Source organism: Mesorhizobium sp. WSM4846 (assembly GCF_055811415.1).
The window spans coordinates 24,143-39,114 of record NZ_JBVVPZ010000005.1; the positions used below are offsets into that span (position 1 = coordinate 24,143).

At 63.2% G+C, this 14,972-nt stretch carries 15 protein-coding genes; 10 read left to right on the plus strand and 5 right to left on the minus strand.

The features are described from left to right. The first annotated feature begins 34 nt into the window (after positions 1-34). On the plus strand, positions 35-322 hold the full coding sequence (locus AC0L15_RS06600; protein WP_353812978.1) for a hypothetical protein: 288 nt from the start codon (positions 35-37) through the stop codon (positions 320-322). Positions 323-480: 158 nt separating this feature from the next. Continuing rightward, positions 481-2,439: an acetyl/propionyl/methylcrotonyl-CoA carboxylase subunit alpha gene (locus AC0L15_RS06605; RefSeq protein WP_287244242.1), complete on the plus strand. Its 1,959-nt coding sequence runs from the start codon at positions 481-483 to the stop codon at positions 2,437-2,439. 203 nt (positions 2,440-2,642) lie between these two features. Here the strand turns inward: AC0L15_RS06605 and AC0L15_RS06610 are convergent, their stop codons facing one another. Then, positions 2,643-3,764 carry a branched-chain amino acid ABC transporter substrate-binding protein gene (locus tag AC0L15_RS06610; RefSeq protein WP_473496035.1) on the minus strand — a complete coding sequence of 374 codons (1,122 nt, stop codon included), beginning with the start codon at positions 3,762-3,764 and terminating at the stop codon, positions 2,643-2,645. A 465-nt stretch (positions 3,765-4,229) separates the two neighbouring features. After that, positions 4,230-4,496 carry a sel1 repeat family protein gene (locus AC0L15_RS06615; protein WP_287244246.1) on the minus strand — a complete coding sequence of 89 codons (267 nt, stop codon included), beginning with the start codon at positions 4,494-4,496 and terminating at the stop codon, positions 4,230-4,232. 466 nt (positions 4,497-4,962) lie between these two features. Between AC0L15_RS06615 and AC0L15_RS06620 the strand changes: the two genes are divergently transcribed. The 5 genes from AC0L15_RS06620 (at position 4,963) to AC0L15_RS06640 (ending at position 8,627) form a co-directional block, all read left to right on the plus strand. Then, positions 4,963-5,307 carry a DUF2147 domain-containing protein gene (locus AC0L15_RS06620; RefSeq protein ID WP_287244248.1) on the plus strand — a complete coding sequence of 115 codons (345 nt, stop codon included), beginning with the start codon at positions 4,963-4,965 and terminating at the stop codon, positions 5,305-5,307. 205 nt (positions 5,308-5,512) lie between these two features. Further along, on the plus strand, positions 5,513-5,662 hold the full coding sequence (locus tag AC0L15_RS06625; protein ID WP_167366303.1) for a hypothetical protein: 150 nt from the start codon (positions 5,513-5,515) through the stop codon (positions 5,660-5,662). A 35-nt stretch (positions 5,663-5,697) separates the two neighbouring features. Beyond that, positions 5,698-5,892, plus strand: coding sequence for a hypothetical protein (locus tag AC0L15_RS06630; protein ID WP_287244250.1), 195 nt, complete (start codon positions 5,698-5,700; stop codon positions 5,890-5,892). Between the two features lie 130 nt (positions 5,893-6,022). After that, the gene (locus AC0L15_RS06635; protein WP_245277730.1) at positions 6,023-7,483 is read left to right on the plus strand and encodes an AMP nucleosidase; all 1,461 of its coding nucleotides are present in this window, start codon (positions 6,023-6,025) and stop codon (positions 7,481-7,483) included. Positions 7,484-7,601: 118 nt separating this feature from the next. After that, entirely contained in the window at positions 7,602-8,627 is a 1,026-nt protein-coding gene (locus AC0L15_RS06640; protein ID WP_287239287.1) for an endonuclease/exonuclease/phosphatase family protein, read from the plus strand. Position 8,628: 1 nt separating this feature from the next. Here AC0L15_RS06640 and AC0L15_RS06645 read toward each other — a convergent pair whose 3' ends face one another. After that, positions 8,629-9,234: a DUF922 domain-containing protein gene (locus AC0L15_RS06645; RefSeq protein WP_287244252.1), complete on the minus strand. Its 606-nt coding sequence runs from the start codon at positions 9,232-9,234 to the stop codon at positions 8,629-8,631. Positions 9,235-9,379: 145 nt separating this feature from the next. After that, positions 9,380-11,059, minus strand: a complete 1,680-nt coding sequence (locus AC0L15_RS06650; RefSeq protein ID WP_287244253.1) for an electron transfer flavoprotein-ubiquinone oxidoreductase — start codon at positions 11,057-11,059, stop codon at positions 9,380-9,382. Between the two features lie 239 nt (positions 11,060-11,298). Here AC0L15_RS06650 and AC0L15_RS06655 point away from each other — a divergent pair, with 239 nt between their 5' ends. The 3 genes from AC0L15_RS06655 (at position 11,299) to AC0L15_RS06665 (ending at position 14,028) form a co-directional block, all read left to right on the plus strand. Beyond that, entirely contained in the window at positions 11,299-11,943 is a 645-nt protein-coding gene (locus tag AC0L15_RS06655; protein ID WP_128184623.1) for a hypothetical protein, read from the plus strand. 128 nt (positions 11,944-12,071) lie between these two features. Further along, positions 12,072-12,959, plus strand: coding sequence for a uracil-DNA glycosylase (locus AC0L15_RS06660; RefSeq protein WP_473496036.1), 888 nt, complete (start codon positions 12,072-12,074; stop codon positions 12,957-12,959). Between the two features lie 256 nt (positions 12,960-13,215). Further along, the gene (locus AC0L15_RS06665) at positions 13,216-14,028 is read left to right on the plus strand and encodes a helix-turn-helix domain-containing protein (RefSeq protein WP_287140480.1); all 813 of its coding nucleotides are present in this window, start codon (positions 13,216-13,218) and stop codon (positions 14,026-14,028) included. On the opposite strand, the gene AC0L15_RS06670 is transcribed toward AC0L15_RS06665, so the two are convergent. Next, complete coding sequence (locus AC0L15_RS06670; protein WP_473496076.1) at positions 14,029-14,931, minus strand: DMT family transporter; 903 nt, start codon at positions 14,929-14,931, stop codon at positions 14,029-14,031. Positions 14,932-14,972: the final 41 nt, after the last annotated feature.

Here is a 14,972-nt window from a genome sequence, read left to right on the forward strand (position 1 = left end):
ATTAGCGGCACCCGGCATCGGAGCGGCGGAATCGATGGCGGGAAGCAAGGGCGACAGACGTTTCGCCGTCCATTTTCCGGCAGGTTCGACCGGAGACTGCCCGAAGGCCTACAAGGCCTATGTCGCGGCGAGCGGCCATTCGGCCTATGCGACGACGTTCCAATCGCGCGTGACCGACCTCTACATCATCTGCGGCTCCAAACTCAATGCACCCTCGCAACAGGCCGCGGAAGAGAGTGCGTTGCGCAATTGCCAGGCCGGCTTGACGAGATGGAAGGTCAAGACCGCGGCCGGCGGCTGCGGGATCGCCGCGTCCAAATAGGTCACGACCGGAGGAGCTTGCGAGATCGCCGCCTCCGAGTAGGCAGGCTGGCTTACCGATCCTTTTGACAATGGCCGGACTGCAAAGCAGGGTGTTGCCACAGCTCGCGTGAAGGAGCATTCGCGCCGTTGGCGGCAAGCTCTGGCTTTGGAGGTCCCATGTTCGCGAAAATCCTGATCGCCAACCGCGGCGAGATCGCTTGCCGGGTGATCCGCACCGCGCGCAGGATGGGCGTGCGCACGGTCGCTGTCTATTCCGACGCCGACGCCGGTGCCTTGCATGTCGGGATGGCCGACGAGGCGGTGCATATCGGACCCTCGCCGGTCGGCGAAAGTTATCTGCGCGGCGACAAGATCGTCGCGGCGGCTTTGGCCACCGGCGCCGAAGCCATCCATCCCGGCTACGGTTTTCTGTCGGAAAACCCTGATTTCGTCGATCAGGTGACAGCCGCCGGGCTTGTCTTCATCGGCCCGTCGGCCGCCTCGATCCGCGCCATGGGGCTGAAGGACGCGGCCAAGCGGCTGATGGAGAAGGCCGGCGTGCCGGTTGTGCCGGGCTATCACGGCGAGGCGCAGGAGATCGTGCTGCTCGCCTCCAAGGCACGCGAGATCGGCTATCCCGTGCTGATCAAGGCGCGCGCCGGCGGCGGCGGCAAGGGCATGCGGCGCGTCGAACATCCCGACGACTTTTCCGAGGCGCTGTCGGGTGCGCGGCGCGAGGCCAAGGCCGCTTTCGGCGACGACCGCGTGCTGGTCGAGAAATATGTCGACAAGCCGCGCCACATCGAGGTTCAGGTTTTCGGCGATAGCTTCGGCAATGTCGTGCATCTCTACGAGCGCGACTGCTCGGCGCAGCGGCGCCACCAGAAGGTGATCGAGGAGGCCCCCGCCCCCGGGATGACGCCGGCATTGCGCAAGGCGATGACGGAGGCGGCGGTGAAGGCCGCCAAGGCAATCGACTATTCCGGCGCCGGCACGATCGAGTTCATCGTCGACGCCTCGCAAGGGCTGAAGGCCGACCGCTTCTGGTTCATGGAAATGAACACCCGTCTGCAGGTCGAGCACCCCGTCACCGAAATGGTCACCGGCACCGACCTGGTCGAGTGGCAGTTGCGGGTGGCGTCGGGCGAAAAGCTGCCGAAGGCGCAGAGCGAGATTGCGCTCTCCGGACACGCCTTCGAGGCGCGCATCTATGCCGAGGACGCGGCAAAGGGCTTTTTGCCGGCGACGGGCACGCTGCATCACCTGAAATTTCCGGATACAGTGCCGGAGGGCGCCAGCATGCGGATCGAGACCGGCGTGCGGACCGGCGATGCCATCTCGCCGTTCTACGACCCGATGATCGCCAAGCTCGTCGTCCACGGCAAGAACAGGCAGGCGGCGCTCGAGGCACTGGGCATTTCCCTTTCGCAAACCGAGATTGCCGGCTCGACCGTCAACACCGCCTTTCTCGCGGCTCTCGCCGCTGACGCGGATTTTTCGGCAGGTGACGTCGACACCGGGCTGATCGGCAGGCACCAGCAAGCGCTGACCGCAGTGCCGCCGCCGAGCAGCGAGATCGTCGCCGCGGCCGCACTTGCGGCGTCCGGCGCCGGGGCTCAGGCGCCGACCCGCGACCCGTGGTCGTCGCTTGCCGGCTATGCGCATTTCCACGCGATGGCGCGGCGCACGCGGCTTCGCTACGGCGAGGACGATATCCTGGCGCTTGTATCGATGCGGCCGGACGGGCGCTGCCAGGTGGCACTGGACGCACCTTATGACAGCGCGCTTGATCTTCGCGCTGCCCCTCGCCTCGCCCGCTGGCCAGGCCATGTCACTGTCTTTTCAGGCGCCGTCGGCTACAGCTTCGCGGTGCCAGACCCGTTGGCAAGGGCCGACGAAATCGCCGCCGGTGCCGACAGCCTGCGCGCGCCGATGCCGGGGCTGGTCAAGCTGGTGCGCGCGGCAAAAGGCGAAGCCGTCATCAAGGGCCAGCCGCTGTTGATCCTGGAAGCGATGAAGATGGAGCACACGATTTCCGCCACGCATGACGGGACGATCGCCGAGATCGCAACAGAGGGCGCGCAGGTCACCGATGGAACGGTGCTGGTCCGTTTTGCCGAGGAAGCCCACGGCTGACGCTGTTCATCCAAGGAGAGGCGACGACGGAAGACGCGCGCCACAAACGCATCACCATATGAAAATGGCCGGATCTGCCCCGGCCATCTCCGATTGTCGCCAGGCGCTAAAGCGCGTCGCACGCGACGCGCTTTAATTCTTGTTTTTGTGCATGTCGTTTTCGCAAAACCGCTGCGCACTTTTGCGCGACATGCAAACGGCGATCAAGGCTGGATCGGCGCGTATTTGCCGTCGTGCCACTGGTTGATGTCGTAGCTGACGTTCTTGAGGTCGCCCTTTTCATCGAAAGTGACAGGGCCGACGACGGTGCTGATCGACTCACCGTTCTTCAGCGCTTCGGCAACCTTGGCAGGGTCGTCGCTGCCGGCGCGCTTGATGCCCTCGGCAAAGGCCTGGATCACGGCATAGGAGAACAGCGTAAAGCCCTCGGGCACGAAGCCGCCCGCCTTGATCTTTTCGATGGCCTGCTTGGCTTCGGGCTTCGCCTGCGGATCCGACGGGAAGACGAACATGGTGCCTTCGCCGGCCGGGCCGGCAACCTGCCAGAATTCCGGCGTGGCAATCGAGTCCGGCATGATCAGCTGGAACTTGAAGTCCTGTTCCGCCGACTGGCGCAGGATGAGGCCGGCCTCTGGGTGGTAGCCGCCGAAATAGACCACATCAGCCTTCAGCTCCTTGAGCTTGGTGACAAGCGCCGAATAGTCCTTTTCGCCGGCGTTGATGCCCTCGTAGAGGATCTCGTTGAGGCCGTTCTGGTTCATCGTCGCCTTGACGGCATCGGCCACGCCCTGCCCATAGGCGCTCTTGTCATGCATGATGACGACCTTCTTGCCGGCGTATTTCTTGGCGATCCATGGACCGATGAAGGCGCCCTGCGCATCGTCGCGCGTATAAAGGCGCATGATCGTCGGCCAGCCGGATTTCGCCGCCGCGTCCGTCAGCTCCGGGTTCGACGAAGCCGGACTCATCATCATCGCACCGGCTTCGGCATAGACGGCCGAGGCCGGGATGCTCGAGCCCGAGCAGGCATGGCCATCGATGAACTTGACGCCGTTGGCGACGATGCGGTTGGCGACCGAAACCGCCTGCTTCGGATCGCACTGGTCATCCTGGACGTCGAGCTTGATCTGGCGGCCGTCGACGCCGCCGGCGGCGTTGATCGCGTCGGCCGCGGCTTGCGCGCCCTGCTTGAACTGGTCGCCGATGGTGGCAAGCTGTCCGGTCATCGGTCCGACCACCGAAAAGGTGATGTCTTCGGCGAAGGCAACCGGCGCACTCATCACCAGGCCGACAATGGCCGCGCTCAAAATACCCAACTTTTTCATGGCGATACAACTCCTCCGCTCGCGCGCGGCCGCTCCGGCCGCGCCTCTTCCAGAATAGGTGGGAGAATTTCACCCTTCGCCAAGCCTGTCTTGGCGCATCGGCAGCACTCGATTGGGCCTGCCGCCTTTCTGTTGACCATGATCTTTTTGTAAAAACCGGCTTCCACTTTTTGGGATCATGGTCCGAAAACGCGAAAAGCCGCGCCTGCCTTGTTCCGGCCGGTCGCGGCTTTGTCGATCGAACAATCCCGAACGCTCCCACGCGCGCCCCGAAACCGCTCGCCTTCCCTGTCGTCGCGCAGCTGGGCGTTATCCGGCCTGCCACGTTCTTGTCATTTGTTGGTCCGGCCGTCTTCCCGCGGCCTTGTTCTTGCCGGTCCGGCCGTCTTCGCGCGGCCTTGAAGCATCCCTGTCGGTGATCTCAGTGTCTGATGAACTCCGGGCCTGATGAGCTCAGGCCTAGACTTAGTGCATCGTCATCCATTCGCGGGCTTCGCGCAGCGCCCTGGCGATCTCGACCTTCGACATGGCGGCCGACAGTTCCGAGCGCAGTTCCGCGGCCCGGACCGAGCCCTTGATCGCAGCGATGTTGAACCATTTGTGGGCGGCGACGACATCGGTCTCGCAATCGCGGCCGATCGCATACATCATGCCCAGTTCGAAAAGAATGTCGGCTTGGGCAGTTGCCCCCATGGCGCCGAAGCCGGCTTCAGGCATTTCAAAACGTGCCATTTCAATCCCCTGTTCTAGCCCCTGTCAGGCTCCCGAGAGCTGCCTCGTTCTGTCCCTTGGAAACCCTTGGGGCGGCTGCTCTTTCGATGCTTTCGAGAATGAACCGAAGGCTTGAATCCGTCGTTAAACGGCGTGCTTAATTTGAGGAAAACAAAGCTAAAACAAGAGGTAAACGCCGAAATTCATTAACGATGCAAAGCCAGCAATTGCGCCGGTTTGCGCCAAAATTGATGAAAATTTGCGAGGCGCAAAGCAAGACTCCGCTAACCACGGAAGACAAAGCCAGCATGCCCGGCATTTCTTTTCTCGCCGACCAGACCGCTTCGGGCGGCTGGAAAAATCCTGAAGTCTTCCGCAGCGGCACCGCTTTTGTTTCGTCGGGAGGTGGATTAGCTTACGTTTGCGTAAGAGGCAGACCGGCGGGGGCGCAACAACGCCCGGCCGGATGCCCACAGGGAGGAGAAACATGTTTCGCAAAATCAGCATGGCCCTCGCGGCCACATTGATCATGGCCGGCACGGCTTGGGCCGACCCGATCGAAGGCAACTGGAAAACGCAAGCCGGTTCGACTGCCGCCATCACGGGCGGTGGCGACGCATTTTCCATCACGCTCAAATCTGGCAAGTTTGCCGGCAAGCGCCTCGGTTCGTTCAAGGTGTCCGGCGCCAACAAATATACGGGGACGATAACCGACCCGGAGACCGACAAGACCTATTCCGGCAAGGCCTCGGTCTCAGGCGCTTCGCTCAAGATGAGCGGCTGCGTGCTCGGCGGGCTGATCTGCCGGAGCCAGACCTGGCACAAGCTCTGATCGTTTCGACTGCACCACAATGAAAACGGGGCCGCTAAGGCCCCGTTTTTGTTCGCGCCTCTGTGTTTGCGAACTCCGATCGATCGCGCAGGCTGCGCCTTCCGCGCCCTAACAGTCCAAATTTGAACCGCAGATGAACGCCGGCATCAGAACCGGTTCAGTTGCATCAGGGCATTCTCATGCGTGTCGAAGGAGACACCACGCCATGTTCGCCCGCCGCTTCACCATCGTCTGCCTGCTGATGAGCCTGTTCGGCATGTCGTTCGCCATCCTGGTTGCCGAGGGGCGCTCGGCCCGCAACTGGGACCAGGCCAATTCCTGCCGGTTCGGTTGCCCGAGCCACCTTCGCCATTGACGCCGACAAAAACCCCCAGAGAGAAGCAACAAGCCATGGACCACATCGTCGCCAACGCCCTCAAGACCCTTCGGCTTGTGCCGCGGGCGACGCTCATCCTGATGGTTCTTGCAGCGCCGGTTCTGGCCGTGCCCACGATGCGCGCCGATGTCGGGTCGATGATCGAAGCGCCGGCGCTGAGGAAGACCGGCGTCGGCTTTGTGCTGTTGGTCAGCCTGCGGCGCGGCTAGGCCAATCGGCCTTCATCAAAACCATGCAAAATAAAAAACGACCCTTCGGCCCCCTCCCAACCGCATGGCCAAGCCTCTATATTGGGTCATGGAAAAGCGAATCTACCCCCAAGCCATAGACTCAGTCGTGATGCCGGAGCCGTTTGGCCGGCAGATCTTCAATGATGCAGCAAAGGCCGTCGCGGCCTTGCAGGCCCTCTACGACCGCAACACCAAATTCCTGCGCGATTCGTTTACGGCGCTCGCCGCAGGCGGCGACAACAACAAGCGCTACCGGGCGTTTTATCCGGAGGTCGGCGTCACCACGACTTCGTTCACCCAGATCGACTCGCGGCAGGCTTACGGCCATATGCCGACGCCCGGGCATTTCTCGACCACCATAACCCAGCCCGCCCTTTTCGAACGCTATCTCATCGAACAGCTTCGCCTGATCATGCGCAATCACGGCGTTCCGGTCACAGTTTCGGAATCGACGACGCCCATCCCGCTGCATTTCGCGTTCCTGGAAGGCTCGCATGTCGACGGCGCGGCAGCCGAGCGCATCAGGCGGCCGATCCGTGACCTGTTCGACGTGCCGGATCTCGACGGCACCGACGACCAGATCGCCAACGGCACGTTCGAAGTGGCGTTAGGCGAAGCCAGGCCATTGGCGGCGTTCACAGCGCAACGCATCGACTACTCGCTGCACCGGATGTCGCACTACACGGCGACCAGTCCCCAGCATTTCCAGAATTTCGTGCTGTTCACCAACTACCAGTTCTACATCGACGAATTCGTCGCCCGTGCGCACGATCTGATGGCGAAAGGCGGCGGCGGATACGTCGAATTCGTCGAGCCGGGAAACGTCGTCACCAAGGCTGGACAAAACGCGCCCAGCCATGGCGTGGCGCCGCCACGCCTGCCGCAGATGCCGGCCTATCATCTGAAAAAGCCGAACCATGGCGGCATCACCATGGTCAATATCGGCGTCGGGCCCTCCAACGCCAAGACGATCACCGACCACATAGCGGTGCTCAGGCCGCATGCCTGGGTGATGCTCGGCCATTGCGCCGGCCTGCGCAACACCCAGGCGCTGGGCGACTATGTGCTGGCGCATGCCTATGTGCGGGAAGATCATGTTCTGGACGACGATCTTCCGGTCTGGGTGCCGATCCCGCCGCTGGCCGAAATCCAGGTGGCGCTGCAGGAGGCGGTCGCCGAAGTCACCGGCCTTTCCGGCTATGACCTCAAGCGTATCATGCGCACCGGCACAGTCGCTACCATCGACAACCGCAACTGGGAGTTGCGCGACCAGCGTGGGCCGGTTCAACGGCTGTCGCAATCACGGGCGATCGCGCTCGACATGGAGTCGGCGACGATCGCGGCCAATGGCTTCCGCTTCCGCGTACCCTACGGTACGCTGCTTTGCGTCTCCGACAAGCCCCTGCATGGCGAATTGAAGCTGCCCGGCATGGCGACCGAATTCTACAAGCGGCAAGTGGCACAGCATTTGACCATCGGCATCAGGGCGATGGAAAAGCTGGCCGAGATGCCAATGGAACGGTTGCATTCGCGCAAGCTCAGAAGCTTTTCGGAGACGGCGTTCCAGTAGCACCGCTCGGCCTGCGACCTTGGTAACGGCGCGGCAGGGCATTTCGTAATCTTGCTTTGGGCTGCATTTCTGCCGATAAGCAAAGTAGATGGCACCCGTTCGAGACATGATGGCTTCGATGGCATTCGTCGCAATGCTCGTCTTCTCGGTCGCGCTGGTGGCCGGGTTTTTCGGAACGCTGCATCCGGCCTTCGATTCCTTCGCTCATTTCCGCGTTCATCTTGCCGTGCTGATGGCGCTTTGCGCGCTGCCGCTGCTGGCGACCTCGTTTCGCCTGCAGGCGGCCACAGCACTGCTCTTTGCGGTGGCTGCCTTTGCCACCACCTCGAACGTCCTGGTGCCCCGCCTGTGGCCGGTCCAGGCAGCCTACGAAGCCGAGGCCGGCGATCAGGCGGTCTACCCCGGTGACCAGATGGTCTACCGCCTGCTGCAGATGAACTTGCGGTTCAACAATCCGACACCGAAGAAAGTACTGTCGCTGATCGGCCGGACCAATCCGGACGTGATCACTCTCGATGAAGTGTCGGAGATGTGGACGACCGAGCTTGGCTATATTGCCAGCGCCTATCCCTACCGGATCATCTGCCCCTACCCCAATGGCGTGTTCGGCGTTGCGCTGCTGTCCAGGCGGCCGTTTGCCGCCGGAACGCAACCGCGCTGCGACAGGCGCGGTGCGATGGCCATCGCGACGGTCGATTTCGGCGGAACCGACGTCGACGTCGCCGCCATGCACCTCACCTGGCCATGGCCGCGCAACCAGTCACGGCAGATCGGCGGATTGTCCGGGGAGTTCGCCTCGCTCGGCGAGACATCGATCATGGCATGCGACTGCAATGCAGTGCCGTGGAGCGCCGCCGTCCGGCGCGTGGCAGGTCTTGGCAAGCTGACCGTGGCGCCTTCGCCGGGGCCGACCTGGCTCCCTATCAAGCTGCCGGAATTCCTGCGCTTCGCCGGACTGCCGATCGACCTTGTTTTCAGCAAGGGCGCGGTTCTCATCCATTCGGTGTCGAGGCTAGAAAACACCGGCTCCGACCATCTTCCGCTGATGGTGGAGTTCTCGCTCAGGCAGGAACAGAAGAAGCCGGTCGACGAACAAGAAACCGCGACGGCATCGGTGAGACAGAACGGCAGGACCCGAGGCTGAGCTACTGCTTGCGCAACAGCGCCCTGATGAGGTGCTCGACATGGCCGCCGTCGCGATGCTCGCGCGCGTCGAAGGCGTTCTGTTTCGCCTCGTATTCGGCATAGACGGCCTTGATCCGGCGCCTCGCCTCGCGGTGGGTCTTGCTGCAAAACAAGTTGTCGGCGAACTCCAGTCCAGTGATCGATTTCTCGGTCGCCCGCATCATTGTCCTGGCGATGCGGCCATGGTTATGCTCGTGAGCACGAACGCCCGCGAAAAACCGCTTCCAGCGCTTCTGCAGCGCCGGTGTCGCGGCTGAGGCCAAACGCGGCAAGGTGTAGGTGAGATCGAGCGTGCCATTGGCTTGGCGCAGACGGCAGACACCACCCTCCCTTGTGACGTCAAGGTCCCAATCCACGGTATAGGCGGCCAGCGCGATGGCGTGCGTCATGAAGCCGTGCCGCTTCGGACCGTTGCGGTCCATGGCCTCGATCAGGGCGGCGCCCGTGGTTCCAGTGATGTCGTAGGTCTGGGTCTTGACCAGCACCTTCGTGTCAGCCAATGCCGGCGGTGCGAAGCCGCACAAGCCGCCAATCGCCACAAGGCACGTCAGAACCGCCAGGCGCATGGTCATCTCCCGGGTCAGAAAGAATGGAACCACAGGCGCCGCCCCGCTTCAACTTCTTTTAGACGCCGCACATATAATAGGCCTTCACGCGCTTTCATTTTGGTCAACAGTCGAGACAGCTGCCGGGCAGATCTGGCTTGCTGGGCTACATGTTCTGGTAGACTGGGCCTTCACCACCTTGTGGCGGCACCCAGGTAATGTTTCGGTTCGGGTCCTTGATGTCGCAGGTCTTGCAGTGGACGCAGTTCTGCGCGTTGATGACGAAGCGCACGTCCTTCGCCGCGGGATCGGCGGCGGCGTTGCCATCCTTGTCGACCCATTCGTAGACGCCGGCCGGGCAGTAGCGTGTCGAGGGCCCGGCATAGACATCGTGTTCGGAGCGCTGCTGCAGGTCCATATCCGCGACCAGCAGGTGGACAGGCTCGTTTTCCTCGTGGTTGGTATTGGACAGGAACACCGAGGACAGGCGGTCGAAGGTGAGCACGCCATCCGGCTTCGGATAGGCGATCTTCTTATGCCTGGCGGCCGGTTCAAGCGTCGCATAATCGGCCTTGCCGTGCTTCAGCGTGCCGAAAGGCGAGAACCCGAACAGCGAATTCAGCCACATGTCGAGGCCGCCGATGCCGACGCCGACGACGGTGCCGAAGCGCGACCACAACGGCTTGACGTTGCGCACCTTCTTCAAATCCTTGCCGATGTCGGTCGCCCGCCATGCCGCCTCGTAGGAAGCCAGTTCGTCATTGGCGCGGCCGGCGCCGATCGCCTCGGTGACATGCTCGGCCGCCAGCATTCCGGAGAGCACGGCATTGTGCGAGCCCTTGATGCGCGGCACGTTGACGAAGCCGGCAGCACAACCGATCAGCGCGCCGCCAGGGAAGGACAGTTTCGGCACCGACTGCCAGCCGCCCTCTGTGATGGCACGGGCGCCATAGCCGAGCCGCTTGCCGCCCTCGAATGTGCCCCTGATCGCCGGGTGGGTCTTGAAGCGCTGGAACTCGTCGAACGGAGACAGATAGGGGTTCTTGTAGTTGAGGTGGACGACGAAGCCGACCGCCACCTGGTTGTCCTCCAGATGGTAGAGGAAGGAGCCGCCGCCGGTCTTCATGTCGAGCGGCCAGCCGAAGGAGTGCTGGACAAGGCCCGGCCGATGGTTCTCCGGCTTGACCTGCCAGAGCTCCTTGAGACCGATGCCGTATTTGCCGGGCTCGCGGCCGTCGGAAAGATGGTATCTGGCGATCAACTGCTTGGCCAGCGAGCCGCGCGCGCCCTCGCCGATCAGCACATATTTGCCCATCAGCGCCATGCCCGGCGCGAAGCCCGGGCCATGCGTGCCATCCTTCTCGACGCCCATGTCGCCGGTGACAACGCCGGCGACCGCGTCCTCGCCACTGTAAATGAGGTCCACGGCGGCAAAGCCCGGATAGATCTCGACGCCCAGCGCCTCGGCCTTGGTCGCCAGCCAGCGGCAGACATTGCCGAGCGAAACGATGTAGTTGCCGTGGTTGTTCATCAGCGGCGGCATCAGGATATTGGGCAGACGGAACGAACCGGCGGGGCCGAGGACCAGGAAATGGTCTGCGGTGACCGGCGTCTTGAACGGATGTCCCTCCTCGTCACGCCAGCCCGGCAGCAGCCGGTCGATGCCGATCGGATCGACGACGGCGCCGGACAGGATGTGGGCGCCGACTTCGCCGCCCTTTTCCAGGACGACAACGGAAAGCTCGGGATTGACCTGCTTGAGACGGATAGCGGCAGCGAGGCCGGCCGGACCGGCGCCGACGATGACCACGTCGAATTCCATGCTTTCGCGTTCGATCTCGCTCATCAACCCCTCACTGGCTGCCGCATTTGCGCATCTTGCTGGCTTATCCGCTGCATAGCGCATCAATTCGCGACGCGAAACCGGCGCTGACGTGACAATGCCGATTTCGTCAAAAAGGCCGCGCATCGTACTACAAAATCGCGATTTGCGGGTCCACCAACATCGATCCGGGTCCGAAGAGAGCCGTTGCCCTGATTTTTTTTAATTGTTCGACGGCTTGCTTATCGGCCATACTTCGCACCATGCGCACATACGGGCCATCCGGCTTTTCATCGACGCGCTTTTTTTCGTCGCCCGGACGGATTTGCCGGGCGCTCGTTTTGGCCCTTTTGCCGCTGGCGTCGGTTGCCGCCCACGCCGAGCCGCAAAGGGTCTGGGTGGCCGGAGCCTACTCCTTTTCCGACGAACTGGGCGGCTTCCGCATCACCAGCGCCTCGGGCATCGGGACAAAGGAGGACCCGCTTGTCATCACCGAAGAGCTGAATTCGGCGACACCAGTGACACTGACGATCCGCACGACAAAGCCGATCCAGCCCTTCGGCACTGCGGGCCAATTTGCCAACGGCCTCATGTATATGCGCGTCGACGTGCTCAACAACAGCGGCCAGGCCTGGGTCGAGTTCCAGTTCGAGCTCCAGGAGATACTCCACCGGCCAAGCGTATTCGGCGACGGCCTGTCGTTCGACCAGCGCAACAAAACGCCTGACAACATCTGGTCGAGCAGCTTTGCCGATTTCGATCGCGACTTCGAACCCTATGACCGGCTGCTGTTCAAGAGCGGCAAGATCGACCCGTTGAAGACAGCAAAATTCGATTACCTGATCACCGACTACACACCACGCTGGACGTTCTATCTGGTGCAGGATCCGCGTATTCCGTCGAGCTGAGCTACTTCGTCATTGCAGGGCGCAGCAGGAGCGAAGCGACGATCGCGAAGACCTTGGATGACGAAATCATGAAGCATCGCGCCAATCACGATGTTGCAAATTCCTGCCGCGCGGCTGAATGTGAAAGCATGACTGCCGTTTCCCGAGACAACCGATCTGATATTGCGGACCTGCTGGCCTTCTACGCCAGCGCCGGCGTCGATGAAGCGCTCGAAGAGGAGCCGCTGAACAGGTTTGCCGAGGCTGCGCCAAAGCCGCCTGAGCGGGGGCCAGCGACAGTTACGCCGCCAACCGGTGAGAACGCAGCGCTGCCACGCTCGACAAGCCTGTCACGCGCCGGAATGGGCGAAAGGCAAGCTGCGGCACCGGCGGCGCGCGCGCCGACCGGTACTGCGACAGTGCCCGACGAGCAGCAAGCGGCATTGGCGCGACACCTGGCGACGACGGCGGCGACCCTGGACGAGCTTCGCCAGCACATGGCGGCTTTCGAAGGCTGCAACCTCAAATTCACCGCCAAGAACCTGGTGTTCGCCGATGGCAATCCGAATGCCGCGGTGATGCTGGTCGGCGAGGCACCCGGGCGCGACGAGGACATCGAGGGATTGCCGTTCGTCGGCCGCTCGGGCCGGCTGCTCGACCGGATGCTGGCCGCGATCGGCCTCGACCGGACCTCGGCCTACATCGCCAATGTCATTCCCTGGCGGCCGCCGGGCAACCGCACGCCGACGCCGCACGAGACCGAGATTTGCCGGCCGTTCATCGAACGGCAGATCGAGCTGGTCAATCCGAAGGTGCTGGTCAATTTGGGCGGCCCCTCGGCAAGCACCCTCCTCAACACCACAGAGGGCATCCTGCGGCTGCGCGGCAACTGGCGCGTCCACACGACCGCCGCCGGCATTGCCATCCCCGCCATGCCAACGCTTCATCCGGCGTATCTCTTGCGAACCCCCGCGCACAAGAAGCTGGCGTGGCGGGATTTCCTTGAAGTGAAGGCGAAGCTTCGGGCGCTGGGTTGAGGGTTCGAGATTAGCCAGTCTCCCCCCTCGTGGGGGAGATGGCCGGCAGGCCAGAGGGGGGCGCGAAGGATGGCCCACTTTCGTGGCATCCCGATAGGTCGGCTGGACAGCGCCCCCCTCTGCCTTGCCAGGCATCTCTCCCACAAGGGGGGAGATCGGCTGTCATCACCGCTTTCGCAAATCTCCGACGTAGATGCTGTACCTATAACCTCCCCGGTAATTGAAATGCATCTGCGGCCGGCCTAGTCATGCGCCCATGACCGTAACCCAGACTTCCGCCGGCAGCCTCATTCGCGAATGGCGCACGCGCCGGCGCATGAGCCAGCTCGATCTCGCCATGGAAGCCGAAATCTCGCAGCGGCATCTGAGTTTCGTGGAAAGCGGCCGCGCGGCACCCTCGCGCGACATGGTGCTGCATCTGGCCGAGCAGCTGTCGATCCCGTTGAGGCAGCGCAACCAGCTCCTGCTGGCCGCGGGCTTTGCCCCCAGCTTCAGCGAGCGTCCGCTCACCGATGCCTCGCTGGCGCCGGCGATGGCGGCGGTCGAGATCGTGCTCAAGGGGCACGAACCCTTCCCGGCGCTGGCTGTCGACCGGCACTGGAACCTGGTGTCGGCAAACGCTGCCATCGGCCCATTCCTCGCCAACGTCGCCGAGCCTTCCTTGCTGAAGCCGCCGGTCAACGTGCTGCGGCTCAGCCTGCACCCGGGTGGCGTCGCGCCGCGCATCGTCAACCTGGCCGAATGGCGCGCGCATCTTCTCGACCGGCTGAAACACCAGAACGACGCCACTGGCGACCCGGTTCTGGTCGAACTGGAGCGCGAGCTTCGGACCTATCCGTCCGGCCTGAACGGCGCACGGCCGGTGCCGGTCGAGCCGAACGCGATCGTGCACCCGCTGCGGCTTGCGCATGGCGATGCCGTGCTGTCGTTCATCAGCACCATCACCGTGTTCGGCACGCCGCTCGACGTGACGCTGTCGGAACTGGCGATCGAATCGTTTTTCCCCGCCGATGAGCAGACAAGGACCGTGCTGGTGCGATTGGCGAACGAGCGGGCCGAGCCGTCCTGATCATCCTTGCGGCGGGGTCGCCTGGCGGGTGCGGGCACGTTCAAGGCCCAGTTGCCGCTCGCGCCAGATGATGAAGATGCCCGCGGCAACGACGATCACGCCGCCGATAAGCATATGAACCGTCGGGACGTCGCCGAAGGCGAGATAGCCGACAACGATGCCAAGCAGCATCGACGTGTATTCGAAAGGCGCCACGACCGAGGCCTCGGCATGGCGATAGGCGGCGGTCATCAGAATCTGAGCGAGCCCGCCGCAAAAGCCTGCAGCAATGAGCAGGCTCGCCTGCGCCGGTGTCAGCGCCTGCCAGCCGAACGGCAGCGACAGCAACGCCAGGAGGCTCGCCGTCACCGAAAACCACAGCACGATGGTTGCCGTCGGCTCGCTCCGGACGAGGTTGCGCACCAGCAGCATGGCGACGGCCGAGATCGCTGCCGCGACCAGTGCGGCGATGACGCCGAGCACCTCTTGATCGCCGAGTGCTGCGCCCGAACCCAGCAGCGTCAGTTCCGGCCATGAGATGACCAGCACCCCGACCAGTCCGACCGCAACCGCGCTCCAGCGATAGACGCGGATCGCTTCGCCGAGGAAGATCGAACTGAACACCACCACCAGCAGCGGCTGTGCGTAGTTCAGCGCGATCGCTTCCGGCAGCGGCAGCCGTATCAGCGCGAAGAAGCCGAGCCCCATGGCGCAGACGCCGACAACGCCGCGCGCAATGTGGTTGAGCGGGCGCTTGGTCGAAAACGCGGTGCCAAGCTTTCCCTGGAAGGCCAGGAAGACGACGATCGGAAAGATGGCAAAGAACGAGCGGAAGAAGACGATCTGGCCGGCCGGCACCGTGCCCGCCGCCTTGATGCAGGACGACATGGCGACAAAGACCGCCACCGAGACGATCTTGAGCATGATCCCGGTCAGCGTGTTGTGCCCGCCGGGATGGTCCGTCG